19 protein-coding genes are annotated in these 26,009 nt (G+C 74.5%); 12 read left to right on the top strand and 7 right to left on the bottom strand.

The genetic code is table 11. The features are described 5' to 3' along the window. Positions 1-168: 168 nt before the first annotated feature. Positions 169-1,923, bottom strand: coding sequence for a substrate-binding domain-containing protein (locus K1J57_RS01820; RefSeq protein ID WP_220562752.1), 1,755 nt, complete (start codon positions 1,921-1,923; stop codon positions 169-171). A gap of 418 nt (positions 1,924-2,341) precedes the next feature. After that, positions 2,342-4,084, bottom strand: a complete 1,743-nt coding sequence (locus tag K1J57_RS01815; RefSeq protein WP_220562751.1) for a substrate-binding domain-containing protein — start codon at positions 4,082-4,084, stop codon at positions 2,342-2,344. Between the two features lie 486 nt (positions 4,085-4,570). Here K1J57_RS01815 and K1J57_RS01810 point away from each other — a divergent pair, with 486 nt between their 5' ends. From K1J57_RS01810 to K1J57_RS01790, 5 genes are all read left to right on the top strand, one after another. Next, complete coding sequence (locus K1J57_RS01810) at positions 4,571-5,230, top strand: hypothetical protein (protein ID WP_220562750.1); 660 nt, start codon at positions 4,571-4,573, stop codon at positions 5,228-5,230. Positions 5,231-5,328: 98 nt separating this feature from the next. Continuing rightward, entirely contained in the window at positions 5,329-6,171 is an 843-nt protein-coding gene (locus tag K1J57_RS01805) for an RNA methyltransferase (protein WP_220562749.1), read from the top strand. Between the two features lie 50 nt (positions 6,172-6,221). Next, positions 6,222-7,142 carry a 2-hydroxyacid dehydrogenase gene (locus tag K1J57_RS01800; protein WP_220562748.1) on the top strand — a complete coding sequence of 307 codons (921 nt, stop codon included), beginning with the start codon at positions 6,222-6,224 and terminating at the stop codon, positions 7,140-7,142. Between the two features lie 74 nt (positions 7,143-7,216). Continuing rightward, positions 7,217-8,875: a bifunctional 3'-5' exonuclease/DNA polymerase gene (locus tag K1J57_RS01795; protein WP_220562747.1), complete on the top strand. Its 1,659-nt coding sequence runs from the start codon at positions 7,217-7,219 to the stop codon at positions 8,873-8,875. A 156-nt stretch (positions 8,876-9,031) separates the two neighbouring features. After that, positions 9,032-10,198 (top strand): C40 family peptidase, encoded by a 1,167-nt coding sequence (locus K1J57_RS01790; protein ID WP_370634572.1) that lies wholly within the window; start codon positions 9,032-9,034, stop codon positions 10,196-10,198. A 588-nt stretch (positions 10,199-10,786) separates the two neighbouring features. Here the strand turns inward: K1J57_RS01790 and K1J57_RS01785 are convergent. Further along, complete coding sequence (locus K1J57_RS01785) at positions 10,787-12,544, bottom strand: gamma-glutamyltransferase family protein (RefSeq protein WP_220562746.1); 1,758 nt, start codon at positions 12,542-12,544, stop codon at positions 10,787-10,789. 183 nt (positions 12,545-12,727) lie between these two features. Continuing rightward, a complete protein-coding gene (locus K1J57_RS01780; RefSeq protein ID WP_220562745.1) occupies positions 12,728-14,251 on the bottom strand; it encodes a hypothetical protein in 1,524 nt (507 codons plus the stop codon). A gap of 256 nt (positions 14,252-14,507) precedes the next feature. On the opposite strand from K1J57_RS01780, the gene K1J57_RS01775 reads away from it, so the two are divergent. Both K1J57_RS01775 and K1J57_RS01770 read left to right on the top strand, forming a co-directional pair. Beyond that, positions 14,508-15,518, top strand: coding sequence for a glycerophosphodiester phosphodiesterase family protein (locus K1J57_RS01775; RefSeq protein ID WP_220562744.1), 1,011 nt, complete (start codon positions 14,508-14,510; stop codon positions 15,516-15,518). Between the two features lie 43 nt (positions 15,519-15,561). After that, positions 15,562-16,809: an alanine racemase gene (locus tag K1J57_RS01770; RefSeq protein ID WP_220562743.1), complete on the top strand. Its 1,248-nt coding sequence runs from the start codon at positions 15,562-15,564 to the stop codon at positions 16,807-16,809. Between the two features lie 144 nt (positions 16,810-16,953). On the opposite strand, the gene K1J57_RS01765 is transcribed toward K1J57_RS01770, so the two are convergent. After that, positions 16,954-18,558 carry a beta-N-acetylhexosaminidase gene (locus tag K1J57_RS01765; protein WP_220562742.1) on the bottom strand — a complete coding sequence of 535 codons (1,605 nt, stop codon included), beginning with the start codon at positions 18,556-18,558 and terminating at the stop codon, positions 16,954-16,956. A 428-nt stretch (positions 18,559-18,986) separates the two neighbouring features. Here K1J57_RS01765 and K1J57_RS01760 point away from each other — a divergent pair, with 428 nt between their 5' ends. The 3 genes from K1J57_RS01760 to K1J57_RS01750 all read left to right on the top strand — a co-directional run bounded on the left by K1J57_RS01760 (position 18,987) and on the right by K1J57_RS01750 (position 21,597). Next, complete coding sequence (locus tag K1J57_RS01760; protein WP_220562741.1) at positions 18,987-19,880, top strand: DMT family transporter; 894 nt, start codon at positions 18,987-18,989, stop codon at positions 19,878-19,880. 17 nt (positions 19,881-19,897) lie between these two features. Continuing rightward, entirely contained in the window at positions 19,898-21,121 is a 1,224-nt protein-coding gene (locus tag K1J57_RS01755) for a glycosyltransferase (RefSeq protein WP_220562740.1), read from the top strand. Positions 21,122-21,261: 140 nt separating this feature from the next. Beyond that, on the top strand, positions 21,262-21,597 hold the full coding sequence (locus tag K1J57_RS01750) for a hypothetical protein (protein ID WP_220562739.1): 336 nt from the start codon (positions 21,262-21,264) through the stop codon (positions 21,595-21,597). A gap of 183 nt (positions 21,598-21,780) precedes the next feature. On the opposite strand, the gene K1J57_RS01745 is transcribed toward K1J57_RS01750, so the two are convergent. Continuing rightward, positions 21,781-22,725 carry a LysR family transcriptional regulator gene (locus K1J57_RS01745; RefSeq protein ID WP_220562738.1) on the bottom strand — a complete coding sequence of 315 codons (945 nt, stop codon included), beginning with the start codon at positions 22,723-22,725 and terminating at the stop codon, positions 21,781-21,783. 132 nt (positions 22,726-22,857) lie between these two features. Here K1J57_RS01745 and K1J57_RS01740 point away from each other — a divergent pair, with 132 nt between their 5' ends. Then, complete coding sequence (locus K1J57_RS01740; RefSeq protein ID WP_220562737.1) at positions 22,858-24,192, top strand: pyridoxal phosphate-dependent aminotransferase; 1,335 nt, start codon at positions 22,858-22,860, stop codon at positions 24,190-24,192. Positions 24,193-24,300: 108 nt separating this feature from the next. Here K1J57_RS01740 and K1J57_RS01735 read toward each other — a convergent pair whose 3' ends face one another. Further along, the gene (locus K1J57_RS01735) at positions 24,301-25,506 is read right to left on the bottom strand and encodes a glycosyltransferase family 1 protein (RefSeq protein ID WP_255646780.1); all 1,206 of its coding nucleotides are present in this window, start codon (positions 25,504-25,506) and stop codon (positions 24,301-24,303) included. Between the two features lie 224 nt (positions 25,507-25,730). Between K1J57_RS01735 and K1J57_RS01730 the strand changes: the two genes are divergently transcribed. After that, positions 25,731-25,988 (top strand): DUF6457 domain-containing protein, encoded by a 258-nt coding sequence (locus K1J57_RS01730; RefSeq protein WP_220562736.1) that lies wholly within the window; start codon positions 25,731-25,733, stop codon positions 25,986-25,988. Positions 25,989-26,009 lie beyond the last annotated feature (21 nt).

Raw genomic sequence — 26,009 nt, 5'->3', positions numbered from 1 at the left:
TTCCCGGCCCTCTCTGTGTACGCCGGACGGTCGGAGAAGTCCATGGAGGCCGGGACCCGTGGAAGCCCGGAGGGGGCGGCGGCCGCATCGGCCACCGCCCCCTCCGGCGCGCTCCCGCACGCCCGGACCCCCGCGCTCCCGGGCCCGAGTCCCCGGGCCCGGTCCCCGTCAGTCCTCGGGCTCGGAGATGCGCAGCGAGAACGCCCTGATGAAGATGTCGCCGATCTCCGTCGGGTCCTCGGTCATGTACGAGGCGCCGCCGGTCGCCGCGGCGATCTCCTGGAGCGGCTCCAGGTTCTGCACGTCGGGGCCGAACGCGATGGTGATGATGGGGATCGGCCGGGACGGGCTGGCGATCGCCTCGATCTGCGTCAGCAGCCCGTCCAGGTCCAGGCCGCCGGGGTTGTCGTTGTCCCCGTCCGTCAGCATCAGGATGACGTTGTTGCGGTCGGGCCGGTAGGTCCGCGACATCTCCTGGTACGCGGCCAGGTAGGTGTCGTACAGGGCCGTGTCGCCCTGGGGCAGCGGCTGGAGGGACCCCAGCGCCTGGGACAGGACGGCGCGGTGCTCGCTGCCGTCGTCCGCCGTGGCCTGGAGCTCGCGGATCGGCGCGATCTCCTGGTAGTGCAGGTTGTTGTTGACGTTGGTGGAGAACTGCCACAGGCCCAGCTCGGAGCTGGGGGTGAACATCTCCAGGCCCTGGGTGGCGGCGGCGCCGGTCACCTGCATGCGGGTCATCCCGGTGCCGGGCACCTCGGCCAGCATCGACCCGGAGATGTCGACGATCGCGAGCACGCGCGAGTCCATCTTCATCTGGTTCCAGGTGCGGGTCAGGTCGGTGATCGAACCCTCGGAGGGCGTCGCCAGCTCCTCGGGGGCGGCCTCCAGGAAACCGTGGTCGCCGCTGAGCACGGAGGTGTCCACCTCGCCCTCGGGCCCGCGGAAGCCCTCGGCGAGGATGTGCCCGCGCGCCGAGTCCGAGCGGATCGCGGTGCGGAACTCCTCGGCCGCGCGGGTCAGGACGCTGTCCTCGGTGCGGACGAGGTAGGGGTAGTCGAGGTAGTAGGTGCCGCCCTCGAGGTAGTCGACCCGGACGGCGTTCTCCTCGTAGGCGGAGTTGTAGCGCCAGGCGGCCTGCTCCGACATCACCATGAGCGGCGGGGCCTCCTCGCCGCCGCCGCTGAGCGCAAGGAAGGCGGCCTCCTCGTCGGCGGAGGCGCCGCGGTGCAGCGACTGGAGGGCGGCCGTCATGGCCGCGTTGAAGGTCTCGGCGTCGGGGCTGGCCTCCTCCAGCGCGCCGTTCAGCAGGTAGAGGGTGCCCAGGCCGGTGGAGCTGCGGGCCGGGTCGACGACCCGGACGGTGCGCTCGGCCTGCTCGCCGGGCGCGGCGGTGGGCACGACGTCCATCCACGTGGTGGGCGCTTCGGCCTCCTCGGCGTACGCGGCGAGCTCGGTCACCACCAGCGGGCTGCGGGCCACGGAGGTCCCGGTGTCGGTGAGGACGGCGTCGCCGGACTGGCTCTGGACGATGCGCGGCCACACCGAGGAGTCCGGGATCCACACGTCGGAGTCGGTGTCGCCCATGGTGGCGCCGGAGCCGGTGATGCCGAAGGCGACGTTGGCCGAGTCGACCTGGCGGACCTCGACGTGCACGCACCGGCCGTCGACGGCGGTGTCGGTGAGGTTGAAGTCGCGGGCGACCGCGTCGACGGCGGGCGCCAGCTCGGGGCTGACGGCCACGTCCAGCCGGATGTCGGAGCCGCCGCACCCGCCGGAGTTGCCGAACATGTACACGCCCACCCCCGCCAGGCCGACGACGATCACGAGGGCCGCGGCCAGGGCGGCGAAGGCCCCGCCGCGTCCGCGGCGGCGCCTGGACCGACCGGGGGCTTCTTCTGCGTATCTTCCGCGGTGACGTCCCACAGCTTTCCTCACGGGGTGGTGTGTTCGGACGAGGAGTCGTCCTGGGGGATGGTGCCGTTACTGGAGTGGCCCGCCGGCGCCGGTACGGGTGCCGGAGCGGGGCGGACCGGTGGGCCGGGACCGGGAGGGCGTCGGTCCGACCGCAAGGGTGTTACTGGTGGGAAAGGTACTCAACCTTCCGGAGCGGGTGGAGACGGTATGTACAGGTCCATTGCGGTCACATGGTGCCGTGACCCGCACCGCGCCCCCGTGCAGCCCCCGTCACCCTGGGGGATCCGCCCCCGGCGGCGACGACCCCTCCCGGCGGGGCGGTCCGGCCGGAAACCGATTCCGATACGGAATCGAGACCGTCCCCGGTCGGCCCGCGTCCCGGGGGCGCCCCCGGGGCACGGCCGGTCCGTACCCGAGGGGGCGCACGTCAGTTGTCGCAATCGGGCACGCAGAGCCGCCGCGAGATCGAACTGAGGAAGATGTCGCCGATCTCCTCGGGGTCGTCGGTGACGAACAGCGAGCCGCTGGTCGCCGCCGCGACCGCGCGCAGCTCCTCCCGGTCGGCCTGGTCGCCGAAGGCGATGATGAACAGGCTCACCGGCCGCTGCGGGTCGAAGCGGTCCTGTAGGGCCGCCACGAGCTCGCCGTGCGACAGGTCGCTCGACCCCGCGTCCCGGCCCGCGGTCAGCAGGATGACGCTGTTGATCTTGTCCTCGTCGTAGACGGACTGGACCTCGTCGTAGGCGGCCAGGATGTTGTCGTAGAGCCGGGAGCCGCCGCCCCGCACGTCGATGGTCTGCGCGATCTCCATCAGCTCCTGGCGCCGGGTGACCTCGCGGCCGTCCTCGGCGTCGCCCAGGCCCTGCATGTCGGCGGACTCCTCGCGGCCGGACTCCCCGTACTCCTCCGACATCAGCCACAGGCCCATGTCGGTGGCGTCGGGGAACAGGCCCAGGCCCATCAGCGCGGCCTGCCGGGCGGCCTCCATCCGGGTCGCGCCGTCCGCGCCGTCGAGGTCTCCGGCCATGTCGGCCGAGACGTCGGCCAGCACCAGGGTGCGGGTGGGCATGGACAGCCGGTTCCAGTCGGTGACCGAGGCCAGCAGGGCGTCGCCGGTGAGGTCGCCGTGGACCCGGGGCGCGGCGGCGGTGATCCCGGGCAGGTCGGCCAGGGCGCCGGACGCCTCCCCGCCGGGGTCGCGGAAGCCCAGCTCCCGCAGGCGGTCGCGGTAGGCGTCGCCGCGCAGCACCTCGTACAGGTCGGCAGCGGCCGAACGCAGCGAGGGGGTGTCGGTGGTGGTGACGTAGGGGTAGTCCAGGGAAACGGTCCCCTCCCGGGGGTAGTGCGCCCGCAGCCGCGGCGCGTCCCCGGCGCGGTTCGCGTTGTAGGCCGCCACGGCCTGCTCGGGGACCACGATCACCGGGGCGGGGCGCGTCCCGTCCCGGGCGCCCCCGGTGAAGAAGGCGGACAGGTCGATCTCGCCGAACGCGCTGTCGGTCTGCACGTCGCGCACGAAGTCGGTCATCGCGGTGTCGGCCTCGTCCCCGGTGCCCAGGTGGCGCCGGACCGCGTGCATCACCGCCATGCCGTCGACGCCGCGGTTGGGGTCCACCATGACCAGCGGCCGGTAGGGGTCGCGTTCGCCGGGCAGCACGACGGTCCAGTCGGTCTCGTCGGGGTCGGGCATGCCCTCGGTGCCCTCGGGGGCGGCCAGGACCACCGGGGAGGAGGCCAGCGAGGGCGGGTCGGTCTCGATGCCGCGGGTGCCCCCGGCGGACATGCGGGCTAGCTCCACCCAGGCGGAGGACTCGGGCACCCACACGTGCGGGGTGATGGTGGAGTCCGCGCCGGGGCCGCCGGCCAGGGCGGTCATGATCCGGTGCGGGGCGATCTCGTCCACCTGGGCGTACACGCAGTCCCCGTTGTACGACGGGCGCCCGGCGTTGAACTCGGTCGCCGCCTCCCGCAGCATCGGGGCCAGGCTCTGCGTGGCCGACACCCGCAGGTAGCGGGTGTCACCGCAGCCGAGCGCGCCGATCCCGAGGGGGACGGCGACCGCGGCCGCCACGACGAGGGCGACGACGAGGGCGCTGATCCCCAGCGGCGAACGCACCAGCCGGCGGGTCGTCGCGAAGGTCGGTGAGCTGAGTCGGTGACGTCCACTGGGCACGGGCACTCCGGGGCGTTGCCGCGGCCGTTCCCCGCGGGGCGCGGCGGGGTGTGCGGGGGAGCCGGCGCGGACAGGGGACAGGGACACGGGGTGCGGCGCCGGGCACCCCGGACGGCGGGAGAGTGAACCATCGCGCGCCCGGCGGCGTCACACGGGGTGGAAAGGGTTCATAACACCCTACGGCCTCTATGACCTGAGCCACTCTCCGTCATCGTCATCAGGACCTTACTCGTTGGTAACGCGGGAACGGAAGAGGCGGTGGGACCGGACGGAAGGGCACCCGGACCGGCTCCGCCCCCGCGGCCGACGGGGCCTCCCCCGACCCGAGTGGGGTGATCTCTTTGTTACCGTGCTCACCGGGGAGCACACCCGTGTTCCCGTTAGGCTTAGGCCCCGCTGCAGGAGTCCGCCCCGGCACATGCCCCCCATGGCCGCCGGCGCACACCGCGGAACCTCCCGTGACCGACGACCCCCGAGGGTTTTCGCATGTCCCTTGATCGTGATCACCGGCGCCGAGGAACACTCGGCACCGCTCTGCTCGCCGGCGCCTGCTGTGCCGGCGCGGTCGCCTACGGGGTGATCGTCGGCCCGTCGATGCTGCCGCCGCAGCAGGACGTGCAGGCCGCCACCGCGCTCAGCCCCGACCTGGCCGGGCTCGACCCCGAGCCGGACGGCGAGGAGGCGAGCGCGCCGCGCGGGCCGATCGGCACGCTGGAGATCCACGTCAGCGACCGCGACCGCGCCTGGGTGCAGACCCTGGAGTGCACCGGCGACGCCGAGGAGGACGCGCAGGCCTGCGCCGACCTGGCCGCCGTCGCGGCCGAGTTCCACGGCGAGCCCGCGGGCAGCGCCGAGCACCCCAGCTCTGGCGAGGAGGAGGCCGAGCCGACCGAGGAGGCGGCCGACTCCGAGGTGATCGACGGGGTGCCCGTCGAGCCCACCACCGCCGCGCTGCCCGGCAGCGAGTCGCTGTTCACCGAGGTCAGCGAGGGCACCGTGTGCACCGACAAGCTGTACGGCCCGCAGGAGGCCACCATCGTGGGCGTCTGGGAGGGCCACGAGGTCGAGACCACGCTCACCCGCAAGGGCTCCTGCGAGGAGGCCCGCTGGCAGCGGCTGCGCCCCCTCACCGACCAGATCATGTGACGCCGCGCCGCACCACGCGGTGCGGTGCGGTACCGCCCCCGGCGGCGCCGCGGGCACCGCGCCGCGGCGTCCCCGGCGACCGGGGATAATCGTCGTCCATGCACGTCATCGAGATCGACGACCCCGCCGACCCCCGGCTCGCCGACTACACCCGGCTGCGGGACGTCAACCTGCGCCGCCACCTGGAGGCCGAGCACGGCCTGTTCATGGCCGAGGGGGAGAAGGTCATCCGCCGGGCCGCGGCCGCCGGCTACGGCCCGCGCAGCTTCCTGCTCACCCGGCGCCGCGCCCACGCCCTGGCCGACCTGGTCGCCGACGCCCCGCTGTACCTGGTGTCGGAGGAGACCGCCGAGCGCCTGGTCGGGTTCGACCTGCACCGCGGCGCCCTGGCCGCCTTCCACCGCAGGCCGCTGCCCTCCCTGAAGGAGGTCCTGGCCGGCGCGCGCGGCATCGTCGTGCTGGAGGACTTGGTGGACCACACCAACGTCGGCGCGATCTTCCGCAGCGCGGCGGGCCTGGGGGTGGACGCCGTCGTGCTGGCCCCCCGCTGCGCCGACCCGCTGTACCGGCGGGCGGTCAAGGTGTCGATGGGCGCCGTCTTCACCCTGCCCTACACCCGGCTCGACGACTGGTACGGCGGCCTCGACGAGCTGCGCGCCGCCGGGTTCCACCTGATGGCCCTCACCCCCGGCGAGGGCTCCCGGCCGCTGCGCGAGGCACTGGCCGGGGTCGGGCCCGAACACGGCGTGGGCCTGCTGCTGGGCACCGAGGGCGACGGCCTGTCCGCCCGCTGGCTGGAGCGCGCCGACGCCCGCGTCCACATCCCCATGTCCGGCCGCGACGTCGACTCCCTCAACGTCACCGCCGCGGCCGCGATCGCCTGCTACGAGCTGGCCCAGCGCGGCGGCGGCATCGAGCACCGCGGTGGGACCCGGGCCTGACCGGCCCGGATAGGGTGGCGGCGGACACACGCGGAAGGGGAGGGCCACTCATGGCAGGCCGGGCACTCGTGCAGTGGGAGGAGAACCGCCGCAACGCGCCGGAGGCGCTCACGGTGGACGTCTACGCCGGGGGGCCGGCGCCGGACGGGCTCGACGGGGTCGGCTTCTACCAGGTGCCCTACGCCCCCTCCACCCAGGGCGTCGACGAGCGCCTGGACATCATCGGCCGGATGCCCCGGCTGGAGGTGCTCCAGCTGACCTCGGCCGGGTACGAGCACGTCCTGGACCTGGTCCCCGACCACGTCACCCTGTGCAACGGGCGCGGCCTGCACGACGCCAGCACCGCCGAGCACGCGCTGGCGCTCATCCTCGCCGCCCAGCGGGACCTGCCCCGGTGGGCGGTCGACCAGCGCGATCACCGGTGGGGCTCGGCGCCGCTGCGCTCCCTCGCCGACCAGCGGGTGCTCATCGTCGGCTACGGCAGCATCGGGCAGGCCGTCGAGCGCCGCCTGCTGCCCTTCGAGGCCGAGGTCGTGCGGGTGGCGAGCCGGGCCCGGCCCGAGGAGGACGTGCACGGCGTGGACGAGCTGCCCGGGCTGCTGCCCCACGCCGACATCGTCGTGCTGGTCACCCCGCTGACCGAGCGCACCCGGGGGCTGTTCGGCCCCGCGGAGTTCGCGCTGCTGCGCGACGACGCGCTCGTGGTCAACGTCGGTCGCGGCCCGGTCCTGGACACCGGCGCGCTGCTGGCGCAGAACGGGCGGGTGCGCGCGGCGCTCGACGTCACCGACCCCGAGCCGCTGCCGGCGGACCACCCCCTGTGGGACGCCCCCGGCGTGTTCGTCACCCCGCACGTGGCGGGCGGGTCCGCGGCGTTCTACCCGCGCGCCCGCGCGTTCATGGACGCCCAGCTCGCCCGCTGGGCGGCCGGGGAGCCGCTGGAGAACGTGGTCCGGCCCGGCCGCCGGTAGGGGCCGCGCCCCCTGCCCGGCGGGTCGGGCCCGGGCGGCCGCGGACCGTCGGTACCGCGGACCAGAATGGGCGCATGAGGATCGCGGTGGTCGCCGACGGCGAGGGCGGCGGACGGTTGCGGCCGCTGGACGGGGACGGCCCCGAACGGCGGGTCGACGACCTGGCCGCGGCCGTCCGCGCCGCCGAGGCCGACCGGCCCCGCTGGGTGTGGGCCGACACCCGCGACGTCTACCCCGACCTGGTGCGCGCCGGGGTGCGGGTGGAGCGCTGCCACGACGCGGCGCTCGTCGAGGCGCTGCTGCTCGGATACGAGGGGCGCCACGGCGAGCCCCGGTCCCTGGGCGCCGCCTGGTCCCGGCTGCACGGGCGCCCGGTGCCCGCGGACCCCCACGAGCCGGCGGGGGAGGGCACGGCCGCCCAGCCCGCGCTCTTCGAGGCCGACCGCTCCACCCTGCCGCCGGGCACGGACCGGCTCGACGCCCTGGCCGAGGTCCACGCCGACCAGCGGCGCCGCCTGGCCGCCCTGCCGCCCGGCATGGACCTGCTGGCCGCGCTGGAGTCGGCCGGGGCCCTGGCCGCCGCCGAGATGTCCCACGAGGGCCTGCCCTGGCGGCCCGACCTGCACGACCGGATCCTCACCGGCCTGCTGGGAACGCGGCCCCCGGCGGGGCGCCGCCCCCCGGTGCTGGCCGACCTGGCCGCCCGCATCGGCGAGGCCGTCGGCCGCGAGGTCAACCCCGACTCCCCGGCACAGGTCCTCAAGGCCATGGCGTGGATCGGCCACCCCGTCACCTCGACCCGGGCCCGGGAGCTGGAGCGGATCGAACACCCGGTGGTGCCGCTGCTGCTGCGCTACAAGGAGCTGTCGCGGCTGCACTCGGCCAACGGCTGGGCCTGGCGGGACGCCTGGGTGGACGAGCGGGAGGGCCCCGACGGGGTGCGCCTGGGCCGCTTCCGCCCCGACTACGTGGTGGGCGGGGTCGTCTCCGGGCGGTGGGCCACCCGGGGCGGCGGCGCCCTCCAGATCCCCAAGGCGGTGCGCGGCGCCGTGCGGGCCGACCCCGGGTGGGTGCTGCTGCGCGCCGACGCCGGGCAGCTGGAGCCGCGCGTCCTGGCCGCGGTCTCGGGGGACACCGCCCTGGCCGAGGCGGCCGCCGAGGACGACCTGTACGCCCGCCTGGCCGTGCACACCGGCGACGACCGGGCCCGCGCCAAACTCGGCCTGATCTCCGCCATGTACGGCCAGACCGGCGGGGACGCCGCCCCGCTGCTGGCGCTGCTGCGCCGCCACTACCCGCGGGCCCTGGAGTACGTGGACGCCGCCGCCCGCACCGGCGAGCGGGGCGGGGTGGTGCGGTCCTGGCTGGGCCGCACCTCGCCCCGGCCCGCCGGGTGGGAGCGGCGCACGTCCGGCCCCGACGGCGAGCGCCACCGGCGGGCGCACGGCCGGTTCACCCGGAACTTCGTGGTGCAGGCCGGGGCGGCCGAGTGGGCGCTGGTGCTGCTCGCGTCGCTGCGGCTGTCGATGCCCGGGGCGGTGGTGTTCTTCGTGCACGACGAGGTGCTGCTGCACGTGCCCCGCGAGCGGGCCCGGGAGGCCGTTCACGCGATCGATGCCGCCAGGGAGCGGGCGCGCACTGTCCTGTTCGGGGACACTCCGGTACGATTCCCCCTGGCTGTGACCGTTGCAGAGGAGTACGAAGACACCCCCCGACCCCCCATGACCCCCTGACCGGCCCGTACCGGGACGTTCGATATCGGACGGCGTGGGCTTCTTGCAAAGGCGTTCAGGTACACCCATTCTTGGACTCGGAACGTCATCGGAAAGGCGCGCGCCGTAGGGGTCCCCCACACCCCGGGTCGTTCAGAGAAAGGGCGAGACATCCCCGTGCGGAGCCGTAGATCTGCTTGCACCACGGCGGTCCTGGTGGCCGCCTTCACCGCGTTCGGGGCGGCTCCGGCCTGGGCCGACCCCGTCGTCGAGGACCGACCCCCCATCAGCGAACAGGCCGACCCCCTCGCGTCCGGGGGATCCGACCCCCTCCGGGACCCGCAGGCCTCCGCCTCCCCCGAGGTCGCCGACCCCGACGACCTCAGCCACAGCGCCTACGTGGCCCCCTTCCGCGAGGCGCGCAGTATCGAATACTTCGTGGTCGCCCAGGAGACCCTGCCCGCCGAGGCCGTGGACGCGGTCCGCGGGATCGACGGCGTCGAGCACGTGCTCACCGTGGACGCCGCCCGGGTCCTGGTCGACGAGGAGGCCATGTCCGTGCTGGGCGTGGACCCCTCCACCTTCCGCAACCACGCCCCCGAGCCCTCCGCCGAGTCCGACGACATCTGGCAGGGCGTCGCCGAGGGGCGCATCGCGCTGTCCAAGGACGCCGGCACCGAGCGCGGGCTGGAGGTCGGCGGCGACGTCACCGTGACCGGCGGCCGCGGCGACGTGCCCCTGGAGGTGTGGACGCACGCCACCTCCGGCATCGCCGGGATCGACGCCCTGGTCTCCCGGGAGACCGCCGCCGAACTCGGCATGCCCGAGGGCAACGCGCTGGTGGTCTCGGCCCCCGGGGCCGACCCGTGGGACCTGTACGAGGACCTCGGCGGGGCGCTGGGCGAGGACGTGTCCGTCCAGCTGGTGGGCGACGCCCCCGAGCCGGCGGGCGACGGCGAGGCCGTGCCGCCGACGGTCATCGAGCGCGTCATCGCCAACGCCGAGTCCCAGCTGGGCGTCCCCTACGTCTGGGGCGGCACCACCCCGGGCGTCGGGTTCGACTGCTCGGGCCTGCTCCAGTGGGCCTTCCGCGAGGCGGGCGTGGAGATCCCGCGCGTCACCCACGACCAGTGGAACGCGGGCGAGCGCATCGCCTTCGAGGACATGGAGCGCGGCGACCTCATCTTCTGGCGGTCGGACCCCACCGCGCCCGACTACATCTCGCACGTGGCGATCTACCTGGGCGACGGGATGATGCTGGAGGCGCCGCGGACCGGCCTGGACGTGCGCGTCACGCCGGTGCGCACCGCCAACTACGCGGGCTCGGTCCGCGTCCACACCTGACCGCGCGGCGGAACGCGCGGGCCCCGGCCGTTCGGCCGGGGCCCGCGTGCGTTCCGGAGGGGACGGGCCTGTCCCGCCACGACCGTGGCCTCCTCGACGAAGCCGCCGAGGAACCCGACACCCGGCCCCGCAAGACGTCGGGGTGGGACTCCCCGTCCCGGCGTCCTGCGGGACTCGTCTCGGCAGGCAACCGATCACCGTGTGGCAACGAGCGCTCGAATTCGCCGGCCCCGGGCGGAGGCCCTCGGACGGCGGGGCGGTGTGTCCGGGAAAGGCGGTGGGCCGTGGCGCCGCCGGTTCGGCGGCGCCACGGCCCACGGTCTCCTTGTCCGAAGGACCCGGCCGGGAGGGGAAGGCAGGCCTCGGTTCAGGAGGGGGTTGACAGGGAGCCGCTGAGGGAGGGGGAGACAGCGTGCCGACCCTGTCGGGATGGTCCTGGGGTGTGACGACGGCGTTCCGTCGCACAAGGACTACATAAGCAGCGAGCGGGCGATTTGGCAAGAGGCACGATCAAGGCAGGCAAGTGGTCCCAAACCAGTCTTAACGTGCAAAACGATGATTCGGATGTCCGTTTCGTTTCCGTTCGTCTCAGCGCCCGGCGGCGTATCCCTGGGAGCCCCGCGCGTCGGCCGCCGCACGCAGCTCGCCGGTCTCCGGATCGCGGGCCACGGCCGCCAGCCGCCCCAGCGACCACGGCTCGGACACCTGCACCCGGTGCCCGCGCCGGCGCAGCTCGGCGATGACGTCCTCGCCCAGGCCCGGCTCCACGACCAGGTCGCCCGGGACGGTCTCCCGGGGGTGGAACGAGCTGGGGAAGGCGTTGGTGTGGAACATCGGGGCGTCCAGGGCCTCCTGGAGGTCCTCCACCCCGTTGAGGATGCGCAGCAGCGCGGTGAAGGTCCACTGGTCCTGCTGGTCGCCGCCCGGGGTGCCGATCGCCAGCACCGCCTGGCCGTCCTCCCGGGTGACCAGGGTCGGGGACAGCGTGGTGCGCGGCCGACGGCCCGGTGCCAGGGCGTTGGGGGACTCCGGGTCGAGCCAGAACATCTGGGTCCGGGTGCCCAGCGGGAACCCGAGCGCCGGGATCACCGGGGAGCTGGTGAGCCAGCCGCCGCTGGGGGTCGCCGACACCATGTTGCCGCGGGAGTCCACCACGTCCACGTGGCAGGTGTCGCCGCGCTGCACGGTGGGCTCGCCGAGGGTGCGGTCCGCCGGGGCCTCCTGCGCCAGGTACACCGGCGGGGTGAAGGGCGTGCGCCCGGCCACGCTCCCGGGGCGCTGGTCCAGGGACGCGCGGCCGTCGTCCACCAGCGCCGCGCGCGCCGCGGCGTACTCGGCGGACAGCAGCTCCTTGAGCGGGACGTCGGTGAAGTCGGGGTCGCCGTACCAGGCCTCGCGGTCGGCGAAGGCGAGCTTGGCCGCCTCGGTCACCCGGTGCACGAAGTCGGCGCCCTCGCCGCGGGTGCCCAGCGCCTCGGCCAGCCGCAGCTGCTGGAGCATGGTGGGCCCCTGGCCCCAGGGGCCGGTCTTGTGGACGGTGTGGGCGCCGTAGGTGACACTCGCCGGCTCCTCGTACGTGGCGCTCCAGTCGGCCATGTCCTGGGAGGTGAGCAGCCCCCGCTGCGGCTCCCCGGTGGAGGAGGGCACCGGCACGGCCAGGAACGCGGCCACGGCCTCGGCCACGAAACCCTGCGACCAGCTGCGGCGGGCCGCCTCGATCTGCGCCTCGCGGTCGCTCCCGGCGGCCTCGGCCTCGGCGATGATCCGCCGGTAGGCGGCGGCCAGGGCGGGGTTGCGCAGCCGGGTCCCGGCGGCGGGCACCCGGCCGTGCGGCAGGTAGACCTCGGCGGAGCCGGTCCAGTGCCGGGCGAAGACGGGCTCCAGGGCGGCGACCGCCGCGGAGATCCGGTCCAGCACGGGGTACCCGCGCTCGGCCAGGCCGACGGCGTGGTCCAGGACGTCGCGCACGGTCAGGGTGCCGTGGTCGCGCAGCAGCAGCATCCACGCGTCGAAGGCGCCCGGTACGGAGGCGGCCAGCACCCCGCTGCCGGGGATGCGGTCCATCCCGGCGAACGCCTCGATCGTGGCGGCGGCGGGCGCCACCCCCTGGCCGCACAGGACGCGCACCGGCCCGCCCGCGGCCTGGAAGACCACGGGGACCTCGCCGCCGGGGCCGTTGAGGTGGGGTTCGACCACCTGGAGCGTGAAGCCCGCGGCGACCACGGCGTCGAAGGCGTTGCCCCCGCGTTCGAGGACGGACATGCCGGTCGCGCTGGCCAGCCAGTGCGTGGACGCGACCATGCCGAAGTCGCCTCTGAGCTGGGGACGGGTGGTGAAACGGGCCATCGGAGGGGCCTCCAGGGGTAGCAGAGGTGGGGGGAGCACACCGTACGCGGAACGGGATACCGGTCCGCGCAGGGTGACGCTACAGCACGCCCCGAGGGCGGGGGGAGGGGTCATGGGATGGGAGGAGGGGTGGACACGCGAACGCCGGGGGCCCGAGGGCCCCCGGCGCCGGTCGGCGTTCGATCACTGCTGGGCCGGGACGCTCCAGGGCAGGGAGTCCCACAGCTCGCGCCACTCGTCGTCACCGATGGTGTCGAGCTCGGCCGCGGCGGCCTCGGTGCCGTCGTCGGCCTTCTCGGTCCCGGTCTCGGACCCGGCGGCCTCGGTGCCCTCGGCGGCCTCGGCGGCGGCCTCGGCCTCGGCGGCCAGCTCGGCGATCAGGTCGGAGATCTCCGCGATGACCTGCTCGACCTGGGCGCGCTCCAGGTCGTTCTCCTGGGCGCAGGTGTCGACGGCGGCGTTCTTGTCACCCTCATCGCCGTAGTACCAGACGGTGGCGAGCAGGCGGTCGCGCTCGGCGTCGTCCAGGTCCTCCTTGCCCAGGGCCTGCTCGACGAACTCGCCGCTGTCCTGGGCCAGCTGGGACTCGTCCAGCCCGGTCTCACCGGCCTCGAAGTCCACGAACCGGTCCAGCAGGCACTCCTTGACCTCGCGGGAGCCCGTGCCGGGCAGGGTCACGGCGTCGTCGACCGGGGTCTCGGGGGTCTCCACCGGGACCTCGGGGGTCTCGACGGGAGCCTCCGGGACCTCGGGCAGCTCGGGCGCCTCGCCGACGACCTCGCCGACCGGGGCCCCGGGGACCTCCGGGGTGCCCGGGCCCACCGGGGCCTCGGGGGTCTCCACCGGGGTCTCGGCGGGCAGCTCGGGCGTCTCGACCGGGACCTCGGGGGTCTCGACGGGCGCCTCCGGGGTCTCGACCGGAGCCTCCGGGACCTCGGGGGTCTCGGGGACCTCCGGGGTCTCAGGGGTCTCGACGGGCGTCTCGACCGGGACCTCGGGGGTGTCGACGGGCGCCTCCGGGGTCTCGGGGGCCTCCTCCACGACCTCCTCGGCCGCGTCCTCCGGGCCCGGGCTCGCCCCGGCCTGCTCCTCGGTCCCCTCGGCGGGTTCCTGAGCCGGCTCCTGGGCCGGCTCCTGGACGGCCTGCCCGGCGGCCCCGGCCTCCTCGGTGACCTCCTCGGCCATCCGGCGCAGCTCCTTGACCTCCCAGCGGTCCGGCTGCAGGTGGGCGGCCACGGCGACGCCGGGTCTCTCCAGCCAGAAGAGGTCGCCGGTCTCCTCGGACAGGTAGGCCCCGTCCTCGAAGGCGGCGTCGCCCTCCACGAGCTCCAGCTCCCGGTCGGGGATGTGGCTGTACCGGCTCTTGCGCAGGTCGTCGAGGTCCTGGAGGGCCTCGGACCGGATCACGGACACCCGGCCGAAGAGCTGGTCGGGGCCCTGGACCCAGGAGAGCTGGGACTGGCGCCCGCCCTGGCGGTCGGTGACGGAGGAGGCGTTGATGCCGTACCTCTCCAGACCGGGGGGCAGGTACCCGATCTCGTACCCGTCGAGGCTGTAGGAGGACTGGCCCTGGCGGACGACCGGCCAGCTCAGCTCCCGCGCGTCCTCCTCGTCCGCGAGGGCGGACCCGGCGAGTCCGACCGGACCCGCGGCGGCCAGGGCGACGACGCCGAGAGTCGCGACCCACCTCGTGCGGTGCTTACGCATAGTGTTCCTTCCCATCGACTACTAATAGTGATAATTGCAGGGCTCTGCGTAATTATCGAGGGTCTCAAGAGCCAAAAATGTAACATGAAGTCATCAAGTGAATGCATACTGTGATAATCGGTGGGAGGCGGACAACATGACCGCGGGTCGTTCCCGCGTGCTCCGCACCCCGTAACCGGGGGGTCACCGAAAGCACTCAGGCTTCGGTGTCGAGGAACCCACCGATACGTCCGTCCACGCGTACCTGGGAGGCCCGGTGCACCGCATCGGCATCGTCTTCGGAGTCGTCTCACTCGTTCTCGCGGTCAGCGCCCCCATCGCCGCGTCCGCGGTCCACGCCCCCGGGCTCGACCCGCTGGGCACCACCACGGAGCCCGTCATCGTCCAGCACGCCGACCCCCAGCGCCCGATCATCGCCGTCTCCCACCGGGGGGCCGCCGGCCACGCCCCGGAGAACACGCTCGCCGGACTCGACGCGGCGCGGCGCTTCGGCGCGCTGACCGTCGAGATCGACGTCCAGCGGACCAAGGACGGCGAGCTCGTCCTCCTGCACGACGCCACTCTCACCCGCACCACCGACGTCGAGGAGGTCTTCCCGGACCGCGAGTCCCGCCTGGTCGCCGACTACACCCTGGCGGAGGTGCGCCGGCTCGACGCCGGGTCGTGGTTCTCCCCCGAGTTCGAGGGCGAGCCCGTGCCCACCCTGGGCGAGGCGCTGGACCGCATGCGGGATCTGGACCTCAACCTCTTCCTGGAGATCAAGGAGCCGGCCCGCTACCCGAGGATCGAGAGGGAGATCGCGGTCGAGCTGCTCAGACGCCCGGCCTGGCTGGAGCACAACCCCGCGTGGGAGCCGCGCCGCCTGGTCGTGCAGAGCTTCGACTGGGAGGTCACGCGCTCGTCCAAGCGCCTCCTGCCCTCGGTCCCGCACGCCCTGCTCGGGCGGGTCCCCGAGGACCGGCTGTCGGAGTTCACCTGGGCGCACATGGTCAACCCCAACCACACCACCATCGACGAGGACTACGTGGAGCTGCTCCACGAGCACGGGTACGAGACCATGCCCTACACGGTCAACAGCCGGGCCGCCATGGACGCCGTCCTGCGCATGGGGGTGGACGGGTTCATCACCGACTACCCCGACGCCGGACAGCGCGCCATCCGCGACTTCCTCGACGACGAGGGCCGTGAGGGCGAGGACCGCGACGACACCCCGGAGCAGGTCGCGACGCCGCTGCTACCCGCGCCCCTGGTGCCCGTTCTGCACTAACCGCTAGATTGCGTGGAGACCCACGAGCAGGAGGCGGAGCCACGTGAGCGACCGGTCGGACATCGGAGAAGTCGTCGACTGGCGGACGAAGGGGGTGTGGTGGCCGGGGGACCCGGTCGCCGCCGCCGACTTCGCCGCCCGGCGGGACCGGTTGTTCGACGGGCCGTTCACGTGGCCGCTGCTCGTGCTGCGCGAGTCCGCGCTCGCCCGCAACACCGCGGCCCTGGCCGACTTCACCCACCGCCACGGGCTGCTGTTCGCCCCGCACGGCAAGACCTCGATGGCGCCCGCCCTGCTGGACCGCCAGCTGGCCGCGGGCGCCTGGGGCATCACCGTCGCCACCGCCAACCAGGCGCTGGCGGTGCGCCGGTTCGGGGTGCGGCGGATCCTGCTCGCCAACGAGCTGCTCGAACCCGGGGTGATCCGCTGGGCGGCGGACGAGGGCGCGGCCGACCCCGGCTTCGAGTTCCTGTTCTACGTCGACTCCCCCGAGGGGGTCGCGGCCCTGGCCGAGGGCCTGAAGGGCGCCGAGGGCGGCCGTCCGCCCGGCGTGCTGCTGGAGCGCGGCGTCCCGGGCGGCCGCACCGGGGTGCGCACCCGCGAGGAGGTCCTGGAGCTGGCCCGCGCCGTGGCCGCCGTCCCCGGGGCGGGCGTGTCCGGGGTGGCCGGGTACGAGGGACCGCTCTCCGACGCCGACGGGGTCCGCGGGTTCCTGCGGGACCTGCGCGGCGACGCCGAGGCCCTGTCGGCGGCCGGGTTCTTCCCGGGGCGGGCGCAGCCGATCGTGACGGTGGGCGGGAGCGCGTGGTTCGACCTGGTGGCCGAGGAGCTCGGCGGCATGGTCGAGGCGGTCCCGATCCTGCGCAGCGGCGCCTACATCAGCCACGACGACGGGCTGTACCGCCGCCTCACCCCCTTCAACCGGCTGCCCGAGGGCGGCGACGCACTCACCGGCGCCCTGGAGCTGTGGGCCCGTGTCCTGTCCGCCCCCGAGGAGGGGCTGGCGGTCGCCGGGATGGGGCGCCGCGACGCCGGGTACGACCAGGACCTGCCGATCCCGCGCGTCCTGCGCCGGGCCGACGGCACCACCGTCCCCGCCGAGGGGGTGACGGTGCGCAAGTTCGACGACCAGCACGCCTACCTCGACGTCCCGCCGGGGCTGGGGGTGCGTCCGGGCGACCTGATGTCGTTCGGGATCTCCCACCCCTGCACGACCTTCGACCGGTGGCGGAGCATCCCGGTGGTCGACGACGCCGACACGGTCGTCGACGTCGTCGCCACCTACTTCTGAGCCCTCCGGCGCGCCCGCGGCCCGCGCCGCGGGCGGCCGGGAGCCCCCGCCGTGGAGGGGGCGCCGAAGTTCCTCGCCGCGGCCCGCGCCGCGGGCGGCCGGGAGGCCCCGTCCCGCCCACCCGGGCCGGGACGGGGCGGGGGATCAGCCCCAGCCGTGGACGCCGGGACGGGTGTGCCAGGGGCGCGGGCCGTCGAGCGGGCGGTACTCCACGCCCGCCGCGTCCAGGCGGGTCAGGTGGTGGACCAGGCGCGGCTCGAACTCGGCGTAGTCGCGCGCGTCGGCGGACCACACCTTCTCGGCGAACGCCGACAGCCGCGGGAAGACCATGTAGTCCAGCCGCCGCGGCGTGTCGATGTGCTCGGTCCACACGTTGACCTGGGCGCCCAGGACGTGCCGGGCCTCCTCCTCGGTCAGCGAGGCCGGGACCGGCTCGGCCAGGTACACGTCCTCCGTGCGCAGCAGGGTGCCCACCCGGATCGGCTCGTCGTCGGACTCCGACTGCTTGTAGTCCAGGTACGAGGTGGCGGTGGGGGACATGACCACGTCGTGCCCCGCCCGGGCGGCCGCGATGCCGCCCTCCTCGCCGCGCCAGGACATCACCGTCGCGCCCGGCGCCAGCCCGCCCTCCAGGATCTCGTCCCAGCCCACCAGGCGGCGCCCGCGCGCGGTGAGGTGGTCGTCGAGCTGCCGGATGAACCAGCTCTGCAGCTCGTCCTCGTCGGCCAGGCCCTCCTCGCGGATGCGCCGCTGCGCGCTCTCGCTGCCCTTCCACTGGGTCTTGGGGCACTCGTCCCCGCCCACGTGGAAGTACGTGCTCGGGAACAGCTCCAGCAGCTCGTCGATGACGTTCTTGTAGAACTCGATGACGTCGTCGGTGACCGCCAGCACCTCCTCGAAGACGCCCCAGCGCTGCCCCACCGGGATCTCGCCGGCCTCGCCCAGCTCGGGGTAGGCGTGGATGGCGGCCTGGGAGTGCCCGGGCACGTCGATCTCCGGGACGACGCTGATGTGCCGGGCGTCGGCGTAGGCGACGATCTCGCGGATGTCGTCCTTGGTGTAGAAGCCCCCGTGCGGGCGCTCCTCGAACTCCGCCTCCTGCCCCGGCCGGGGGGTCCCCAGCTGGCTGCGGGTGCGCCAGGACCCCTTCTCGGTGAGCTTCGGATAGCGGTCGATCTCCACCCGCCAGCCCTGGTCGTCGCTGAGGTGCAGGTGCAGCACGTTGAGCTTGTGCATGGCCAGGAGGTCGATGTAGCGCAGCACCTCCCGCTTGGGGACGAAGTGCCGGGCGGTGTCCAGCATCAGCCCGCGCCAGGCGAACCGGGGGGCGTCGGTGATCCGCACGGCGGGCAGCGTCCACTCGGTGCCGCCCAGGGGGGCGTCCCGGTGGGCCTCGGCGGGCAGCAGCTGGCGCAGGGTCTGGGCCCCGTAGAAGACCCCGGCGGGGTCGTTGCCGACGATGATCGCGCCCTCGTCGTCGACGATCAGCCGGTAGCCCTCGCGGCCCAGGCCGGCCCCCGGGTCCACGCTGAGGCGGATCTGGCTGTCCTCGGAGCCCGTGGCGAGCGGCAACCCCGTGGCCGCGCCGAGTTCACGCTGGAGCCACACGAGGGTGCCCCGGGCTTCGGGGTCGGCGGACACCCTGGTCGCGGCGGTCAGTGTCAGCCCACCCTCGTCGCCGGGCACCAGCTGGGCGGGGCGCGGGATGACGGGTCGGGAGTCGAGGAGGGAGGGGGAGGTATCAGGCACGGGTGGGCGCTCCTATCCGGTCTAGACCAATAGGGGACATGGTGCCATGGAGGCCGCCTCCGGCGCAGCACCGTTCTTCGAGCGGTCGGGTCCGGACCGCGCATTCCGGCCGCCCCTTACCCGGTTTTGACCGCTCCCGGCCCTTACCGCACCGCCTTTCGCGGAAGGGCTCCGGACAACGGCCCGGCGTGTCCGATCCGCCGAAAAGCGTGCGGGGACCGGCTTCGGTGGATGCTGGGGGAGGAGAACCCCCCAAGGGGGTGGGGTGCGTACCACACCCCGAGAGGGGCGCTGGCGTCATGGCCGGAGCGGAGCCCCGCCCGTAGCGTTGTTGGACGCGCCCGGAGCCGCCCGGGCGCCGGGAGGAGACGACGAGTGGCGCAGGCGACGACGGGACCGCGGCGGTCCGCCCCCCGGGGGTGGTGACGGTGGTCTGGTCCGTCCTCATCGCCGTGACGGGGGCCTTCGCGCTCGCCCTGGGCTCGGCCCTCCAGGAGCGCGACGCCGTGCGCGCCCCGGGGGGCCAGGTGGCCCGCGCCGGGTTCCTGCTGCACCTGCTGCGCCAGCCGCGCTGGCTGCTGGGCACCCTGGCCGCGGGGGTGGGCGTGTGCCTGCACCTGCTGGCCCTGAGCGGCGCTCCGCTCACCATCATCCAGCCGATCGGCGTCACCGGGCTGCTGTTCGCCATCGTCCTGTCGGCGCTGTTCAACCACCAGCGGGTGCGGACCTCGCAGATCATCGCCGGGGTCGCCGTCATGGCCGGCCTCATCGGCGTGCTGTGGATGTTCCCGCACGGCGCCGACCTGCCGGTCATGTCCACCCGGGCCGCCCTGGTCCTCACCGGGACCACCCTCTTCGTCGGCCTGGCCGTGTTCTTCACCGCGCACTGGATGCGCAGCGGCGCCCGGGCGATCGTGCTCGCGCTGGCGGGGGGCACGGCCCTGGGCGCCACCTCCGGCCTGGCCCGGGTGATCACCGCCAACGCGGTCGTCGACTGGACGACCGTCTTCGGCTGGCTGACCGTGCTCGCCCTGGTGCTGGCGGTCTTCGGCGGGCTGCTCATGCAGAACGCCTACCGCACCGGCCACTTCGCGGCGGCCTACGCGACCCTCCTCATCACCGACCCCGTGGTCAGCGTGGGGATCGGCGCGATCCTCCTGGGGGAGGGCGCTCCCGAGACGCTCGCGGCCCAGGTCGGAGCGCTCGGCTTCACGGCCCTGGCGATGGCCGGGACCATCGCCCTGGCCCGCACCCGGCACCGCAACCCCGAGGCGAAGGGGGCGCACACGCACACGAGCACGGCCCGCACCCGCGACCGCTGAACGAAGGAGTTCCACACATGGCCCAGTCCAGAGCGCTGCGCGTCCTCATCGCCACCGACACCTACCCGCCCGACGTCAACGGGGCCGGATACTTCACCCACCGGTTGGCCGAGGGGCTCGCGGACCGCGGGCACCGGGTGCACGTGGTGTGCCCCTCCGACGAGGGGGACCCGTACGTGCGCCGCAACGGGCGGGTGATGGAGCACCGGCTCCGGTCGGCGCCGATCCCCCTCCAGACCGATATGCGCGCCGCCGTGCCGCTGGGCATGGGCGGCCACATCGCCCGCCTGGTGCAGCGCCTGGACCCGGACGTGCTCCACTCGCAGAGCCACTTCACGCTGAGCCGCACGGCGATGCGCAGGGGGCGCACGGCGGGCATCCCGGTGGTGCTGACCAACCACTTCATGCCGGACAACCTGTACGCTCACGCGCGGATCCCCGAGGCGATGCGGACGGCGGTGGGCGACCTGGCCTGGCGGGACATGGTGCGGGTGGCGGGGGAGGCCGACCACGTGACCACGCCGACCCCGCGCGCCGCGGCGCTGCTGAGGGAGAAGGGGTTCGCCGGGGAGGTCGAGCCGATCTCGTGCGGGATCGACCTGGAGCGCTTCCACCCGCGTCCGGCGGAGCGGTCCGCGCTGCGGGAGGGGTTCGGCCTGCCGGACCGGGAGACCGTGGTGTTCGTGGGGCGGCTGGACGAGGAGAAGCGGATCGACGACACGATCCGGGCGCTGGCCCTGGTGTCCCGGGAGCGGGACGTCCAGCTGGCCCTGGCCGGCCTGGGCCGCTGCGAGGCGCGGCTGCGGGCGCTGGCGGCCGCCGAGGGGGTCGCCGACCGGGTGTTCTTCCTGGGCTTCGTGCCGGACGACGAGCTGCCGCTGGTGTACGCGGCGGCGGACGTGTTCGCCATCGCGAGCGTGGCGGAGCTCCAGAGCATCGCGACCCTGGAGGCGATGTCCACGGGGCTGCCGGTGGTGGTCGCGGACGCCATGGCGCTGCCGCACCTGGTGGAGGAGGGGCGCAACGGCTTCCTGTTCCCGCCCGGCGAACCGCGCCTCCTGGCCGACCGGCTGCTCACCGTGCTGGGCTCGGAGCGGTCCCGGGCGGCGATGGGCGAGGCCAGCCGGGAGCTGGCGGCGCGGCACGACCACCACCGCTCGCTGGAGCGGTTCGAGGAGGTCTACCGGGGGCTGCTGCCCGCGGCGCCCCGGCCCGCGTACCTGGAGCGGCTGGCCGCCTGAGGGCGGTCAAGCGGCGGCCGGGGGATCGTAGGGGTATTTGTCGTCTTTGTCTGAATTGCGAATAATCTGAGGTTTGCCACTTTCCGCATTCTTTGCGTGGCTGACGGTGATATCCATGCGGCTCGGGAAACACATGGGGTGTGTGGTTCGAAGGGATCAATGGACGGAGCGGCCTCGGCAGGATCACCCGCGGCGGTGACGGGAACCAGGCCCTCAACGACCGACTGCTCGACGCCGAACGCGAAGCCGGGTTCCACGAGCGCGACATGTCGGCGTTCGAACGGGAACGCATCGACCTGGAGCACCGGGTGACCCGCATGGAGGCCGAACTGGAGGCACTGCGACAACGCCGGCTGGAGGCCTACGCCCGGTGGTGGAACGCCCGGGACGACCGGGACCGCGCGCTGCACGTCTGCCGCAAACTGCGCCGCCGCGTCGACCGGGCGCGGCGCCGGAGCGGCGATGAGGACGATTGAAGGACACCGGAGCGGGGAGGCCCGCGGTGGCCCGGCCGAACGGCCGGGCCACCGTCATGTCCGGGACCGGCCGCGGCCCCGGGACCGGTCGCCGTCGCCGTCCCCCGGGCTCGCCGCGGCCCTGGGGCCGGAGGGCCGACGGCCGTCCCCGCGCGGCTCCGGCGGCCTCCGCGGGCGCGGGCCTCAGGAGGGGCGGTCGGTGAGCGCGTCCAGCTCCTCGGCCACGGTCCGAGCCGCGGTCCGCAGCGCCTGGAGGGTGACCTGGACCGCAGGGCGGCGCAGCGAGGCCGGGCGCACCACCGCGTACACGTGCCGGGCCGGGACCCGCCCGGGCAGCGTCCGGTGGACCAGCCCCGCCGGGGCGCCCACCATCGCCAGCGACGGCACCGCCGCGATCCCGATACCGCGCGAGACCAGGCTCAGCACCGTGCCCAGCCCCTCGAACTCCCAGGCCGCCCCCGGCAGCCCGCCCACCTCCGCCAGCAGCAGGTCGGTCCCGTAGCGCGAGCGCTCGCCCTCGGGCGCCACGATCCACGACTCGCCCAGCAGCCGCTCCAGCACCACCGGCTCCTCCGGGTCGGCCAGCCGGTGTCCCTGCGGGACGGCCAGCACCATCGGGTCGCGCAGCAGGTGCACGTGGCGCAGCCCGCTGTCCGCCCCCCGCCCCGGGTGCTGTCCGCTCCAGTCGTCGACCAGGGCGATGTCCACCTCCCGCGAGCGGACCTTCTCCGTCCCCGTCGACAGCAGCGTCTGGCGCAGCACCAGCTGCATCCCCTCGTGCACCCGCAGCGACGGCGCCAGCAGCGGGGCGAACGCCACGGCGGCGGTCGGGAACGCCGTCACCGTCACCACGCCCAGCGCCATGTCGGCCTGCTCGGCCAGGACCGACTCGGTGGCCTCCACCAGGGCCAGGATCTCCTCGGCCTGGGCGACCAGGAGCCGGCCGGCGTCGGTCAGCTCCGCCCCGCGCGGGGTGCGGTCCAGCAGCGCCACCCCCGTCTCCTTCTCCAGCGCGGACAGCTGCTGGGAGATGGCCGAGGGCGTGTACCCCAGGGCCGCGGCCGTGGCCGCGATCGTGCCCCGGGCGGAGAACTCGCGCAGGATCTGGAGGCGTCGGAGATCGAGCATAAGAACAGCTTACGCTCACCATCGAAAAGACTCGCTTGTACTGAAGGGTGTTCCTGGGCAGGGTGAGGGATGAGAGGCCGTCACCTGGAACGACGGCCGCACGCCGACCCTGAGCCGGAGATGAGTCATCACATGGCCGTCACTGTTTCCGCGACCCTCGCCGTCAACGAAGCCCTCGCCGAGAAGCGCCGCCAGGGGGTGCGCGTGCTGCCCCTGGGGTTCGGTGAGGCCGGTCTGCCGGTCCACCCGGTCATGCGCGACCGCCTCACGGCGGGCAACGGCGCCAACTCCTACGGCCCCGTCGCCGGGGTCGCCGCCCTGCGCGAGGCCGCCGCGGGCTACTGGGAGCGCCGCGGGCTGCCCACCGACCCCGGCATGGTGATCGCCGGGCCCGGCAGCAAGCCGCTGCTGTACAGCCTCCTGCTGGAACTGGGCGGGGACACCGCCATCGCCGCGCCCAGCTGGGTCAGCTACGCCGCGCAGAGCCGGCTGGTGGGCGCCCGCCCCCTGCTCGTCCCGACCGCGGGCGGCGGCGAGGGCGGCGTTCCCCAGCCCGACCTGCTGCACGCGGCCGTCACCGCGGCGCGCGCGCAGGGCCGCACCGTCAACGCGGTCATCGCGACCCTGCCCGACAACCCGACCGGCACCCTGGCGAGCCGCGAGACCGTGCGCCGCCTGGCCGAGGTCGCCCGCGAGCTGGACCTGGTGATCATCTCCGACGAGATCTACCGCGACCTCGTCCACCCGGTCGGCCCCGGCGGGGAGCCCGTCCACGTGCACAGCCCCGCCGAGTTCGCCCCCGAGCGCACCGTCATCTCCACCGGGCTGAGCAAGAACCTCGCCCTGGGCGGCTGGCGGATCGGGGTCCTGCGCCTGCCCGACTCCGAGCTGGGGCACCGGCTGCGCGGCGGCCTGCTCGGTGTGGCCAGCGAGATCTGGTCCAGCCCGGCCGCCCCCGTCCAGGAGGCCGCCGCCCACGCCTTCACCGAGCCCGCCGAACTCGTCGACCACATCGACCGCAGCCGCCGCCTGCACGGGATCGTCGCCCGCGCCGTCGCGGACGTGTTCACCGGGGCCGGGGCGACCCTCGCCCCGCCGCGGGCCGGGTTCTACCTCTACCCGGACTTCGAGCCGATGCGCGAGCGGCTGGCCGGACTGCACGGCGTCACCACCGGGCCCGGGCTCACCGGGCTGCTGCTGGAGCGGTTCGGCATGGGCGTGCTGCCCGCCGCCGAGTTCGGGGAGGGGCCGCAGGCCCTGCGCATGCGGGTCGCCACCAGCCTGCTCTACGGGGACACCGAGGAGCGCCGCTACGCCGCGCTGGCCGCCACCGACCCGCTGGCGCTGCCCTGGATCCACGCCCACCTGGACCGGCTCGCCGAGGTGCTGGACGCTCTGACGGCCACCCCGGTGTCCGCGGTGGTGGCGCCGACGCTCGTGCGGGCGGCTGCCGAACCCGTCCACTGACCAGGGGAGAGAGGGGCGGACGGTGCCCTTCCCCGGGGGTCGGGTCAAGGGAGGGGCACCGTCGTCCGTGATGGTCGCGGGAGTGGGGAGGGGGAGGGCCGGGACCCCTCAGCGGGCGGGCAGCGCCGGGGACTCCCCGGCGGCCAGCTCGCGGCTGGGGGCCAGCACCGACCGGTAGTGGGCCAGCAGCTCGTCGCCCACCGCCTCCCAGGTGCGGTGCTCCACCGACGCCCGCGCCCGGCCCGCGAGGTCGGCGCGCAGGGCGCGGTTGTGGGCCAGCCGCCCCACCGCCACCCGCAGCTCGCGCACCGAGTCCGGGGCGTACAGCAGCCCGTTGACGCCGTCCTCCACCAGGTCCAGCGGGCCGCCCGCGGCCGGGGCGACCACCGGGACCCCCGAGGCCAGCGCCTCCTGGACCGTCTGGCAGAACGTCTCGTCGGCCCCGGTGTGCACGAACACGTCCAGGGAGGCGTACAGCCGGGACAGGTCGCCGCCGGTGCGCTGGCCGGTGAAGACCGCGCCGCGCAGGCGCCGCCGCAGCCGGGGCAGCTCCGGGCCGTCCCCGACCACGACCACCTTCACACCGCGCAGCTTCAGCACGTGTTCCAGCAGGTCGACGCGCTTGTCCTTGGCCAGCCGACCGACGTAGCCGATGATCGCCTCCCCGCCGGGGGCCAGCGCCCGGCGCAGCGCCCCGTCGCGGTGCTCCGGGCGGAAGCGGTCGGTGTCCACCCCCCGCCGCCACAGGGCCAGCCGGGGGAACCCGCGCGCGGACAGGGCCTCCATCGTCGCGGAGGAGGGCACCAGCGTGCGGTCCGCGGCGGCGTGGACGCGCCGCAGTCCCGACCACAGGTGCTCGTGCCCGGGCAGCCCGTACCTCCGGGCGAAGCCCGGCAGGTCGGTCTGGAACACCGCCACCGTCGGCAGCGCCCAGCGCCGGGCCGCCTCCACCGTGGCCAGGCCCATCAGGGCCGGCGAGGCCAGGTGCACCAGGTCCGGGGAGAACGAGCGGATGGCGGTGGTCAGGGTGCGGCGGGCGGGCAGGCCCAGGGCGAAGTCGCGGTACACGGGCAGCGGCACCGAGGGCGTGCGCACCACCGGGAAGCCCGCGTAACGGGTGGGGCCGTCGTGCCCCGGGGCCAGGACCAGCGCCTGGTGGCCCCGGGCGGCCAACAGGTCGGCGACCCGGCACACGGAGTTGGTCACCCCGTTCACCTGGGGCAGGAAGGACTCGGTCACGATGGCGACGCGCAGCGGGCGCTGCTTGTCGGCGGAGGCGGGGGTCGGGTCGCGGAAGGTGTCGAGGGGGGACATGCGGGCGGCTCCCAACGCCGGGGGGACGTGTCCTCGACGCTAGAAGGCGCGGGTGAACCCGGATGGGGCGCGGAGGGAACCGGACGCGTCGCGCGGGCGTGGGCTCACCGAGCGCGCGGTGACGGACCACGGACGGTGCCCCCGCACCCGGGTTGACCGCAGATGACCCGTCGGTGGCTAAGATCGCATCACGTGATCGAATCATTGCTCTGAGGAGTGGAACGGTGACTCTCGTGGAATGGGCCGATGAGGTCCGCGTCGCACTCGGGCTTCCGGAGACCGAGGCCATGGACCGCAAGGACGTGGACCGCGTCCTCGACCTCGCCAAGGACGCCGCGCACTCCGTCGCCCGCCCGGCGGCGCCGCTCACGGCCTACCTGCTCGGCATCGCCGTGGGCCACGGGGCCGACCCCGAGGCCGCGGCGCGGATGCTGGGCGAACTCGCCCGGAGCCGGGCCGGGGACGACGGGAGCGGCACGTGACACCGCCGAGGGGCGGAGAAC

The sequence above is a fragment of the Nocardiopsis sp. MT53 genome, from assembly GCF_019598965.1.
GTDB classification, from domain to species: Bacteria; Actinomycetota; Actinomycetes; order Streptosporangiales; family Streptosporangiaceae; genus Nocardiopsis; species Nocardiopsis changdeensis.
The sequence above is the reverse complement of the archived record's forward strand: the minus strand, read 5'-3'. Positions and strand labels throughout refer to the sequence as shown.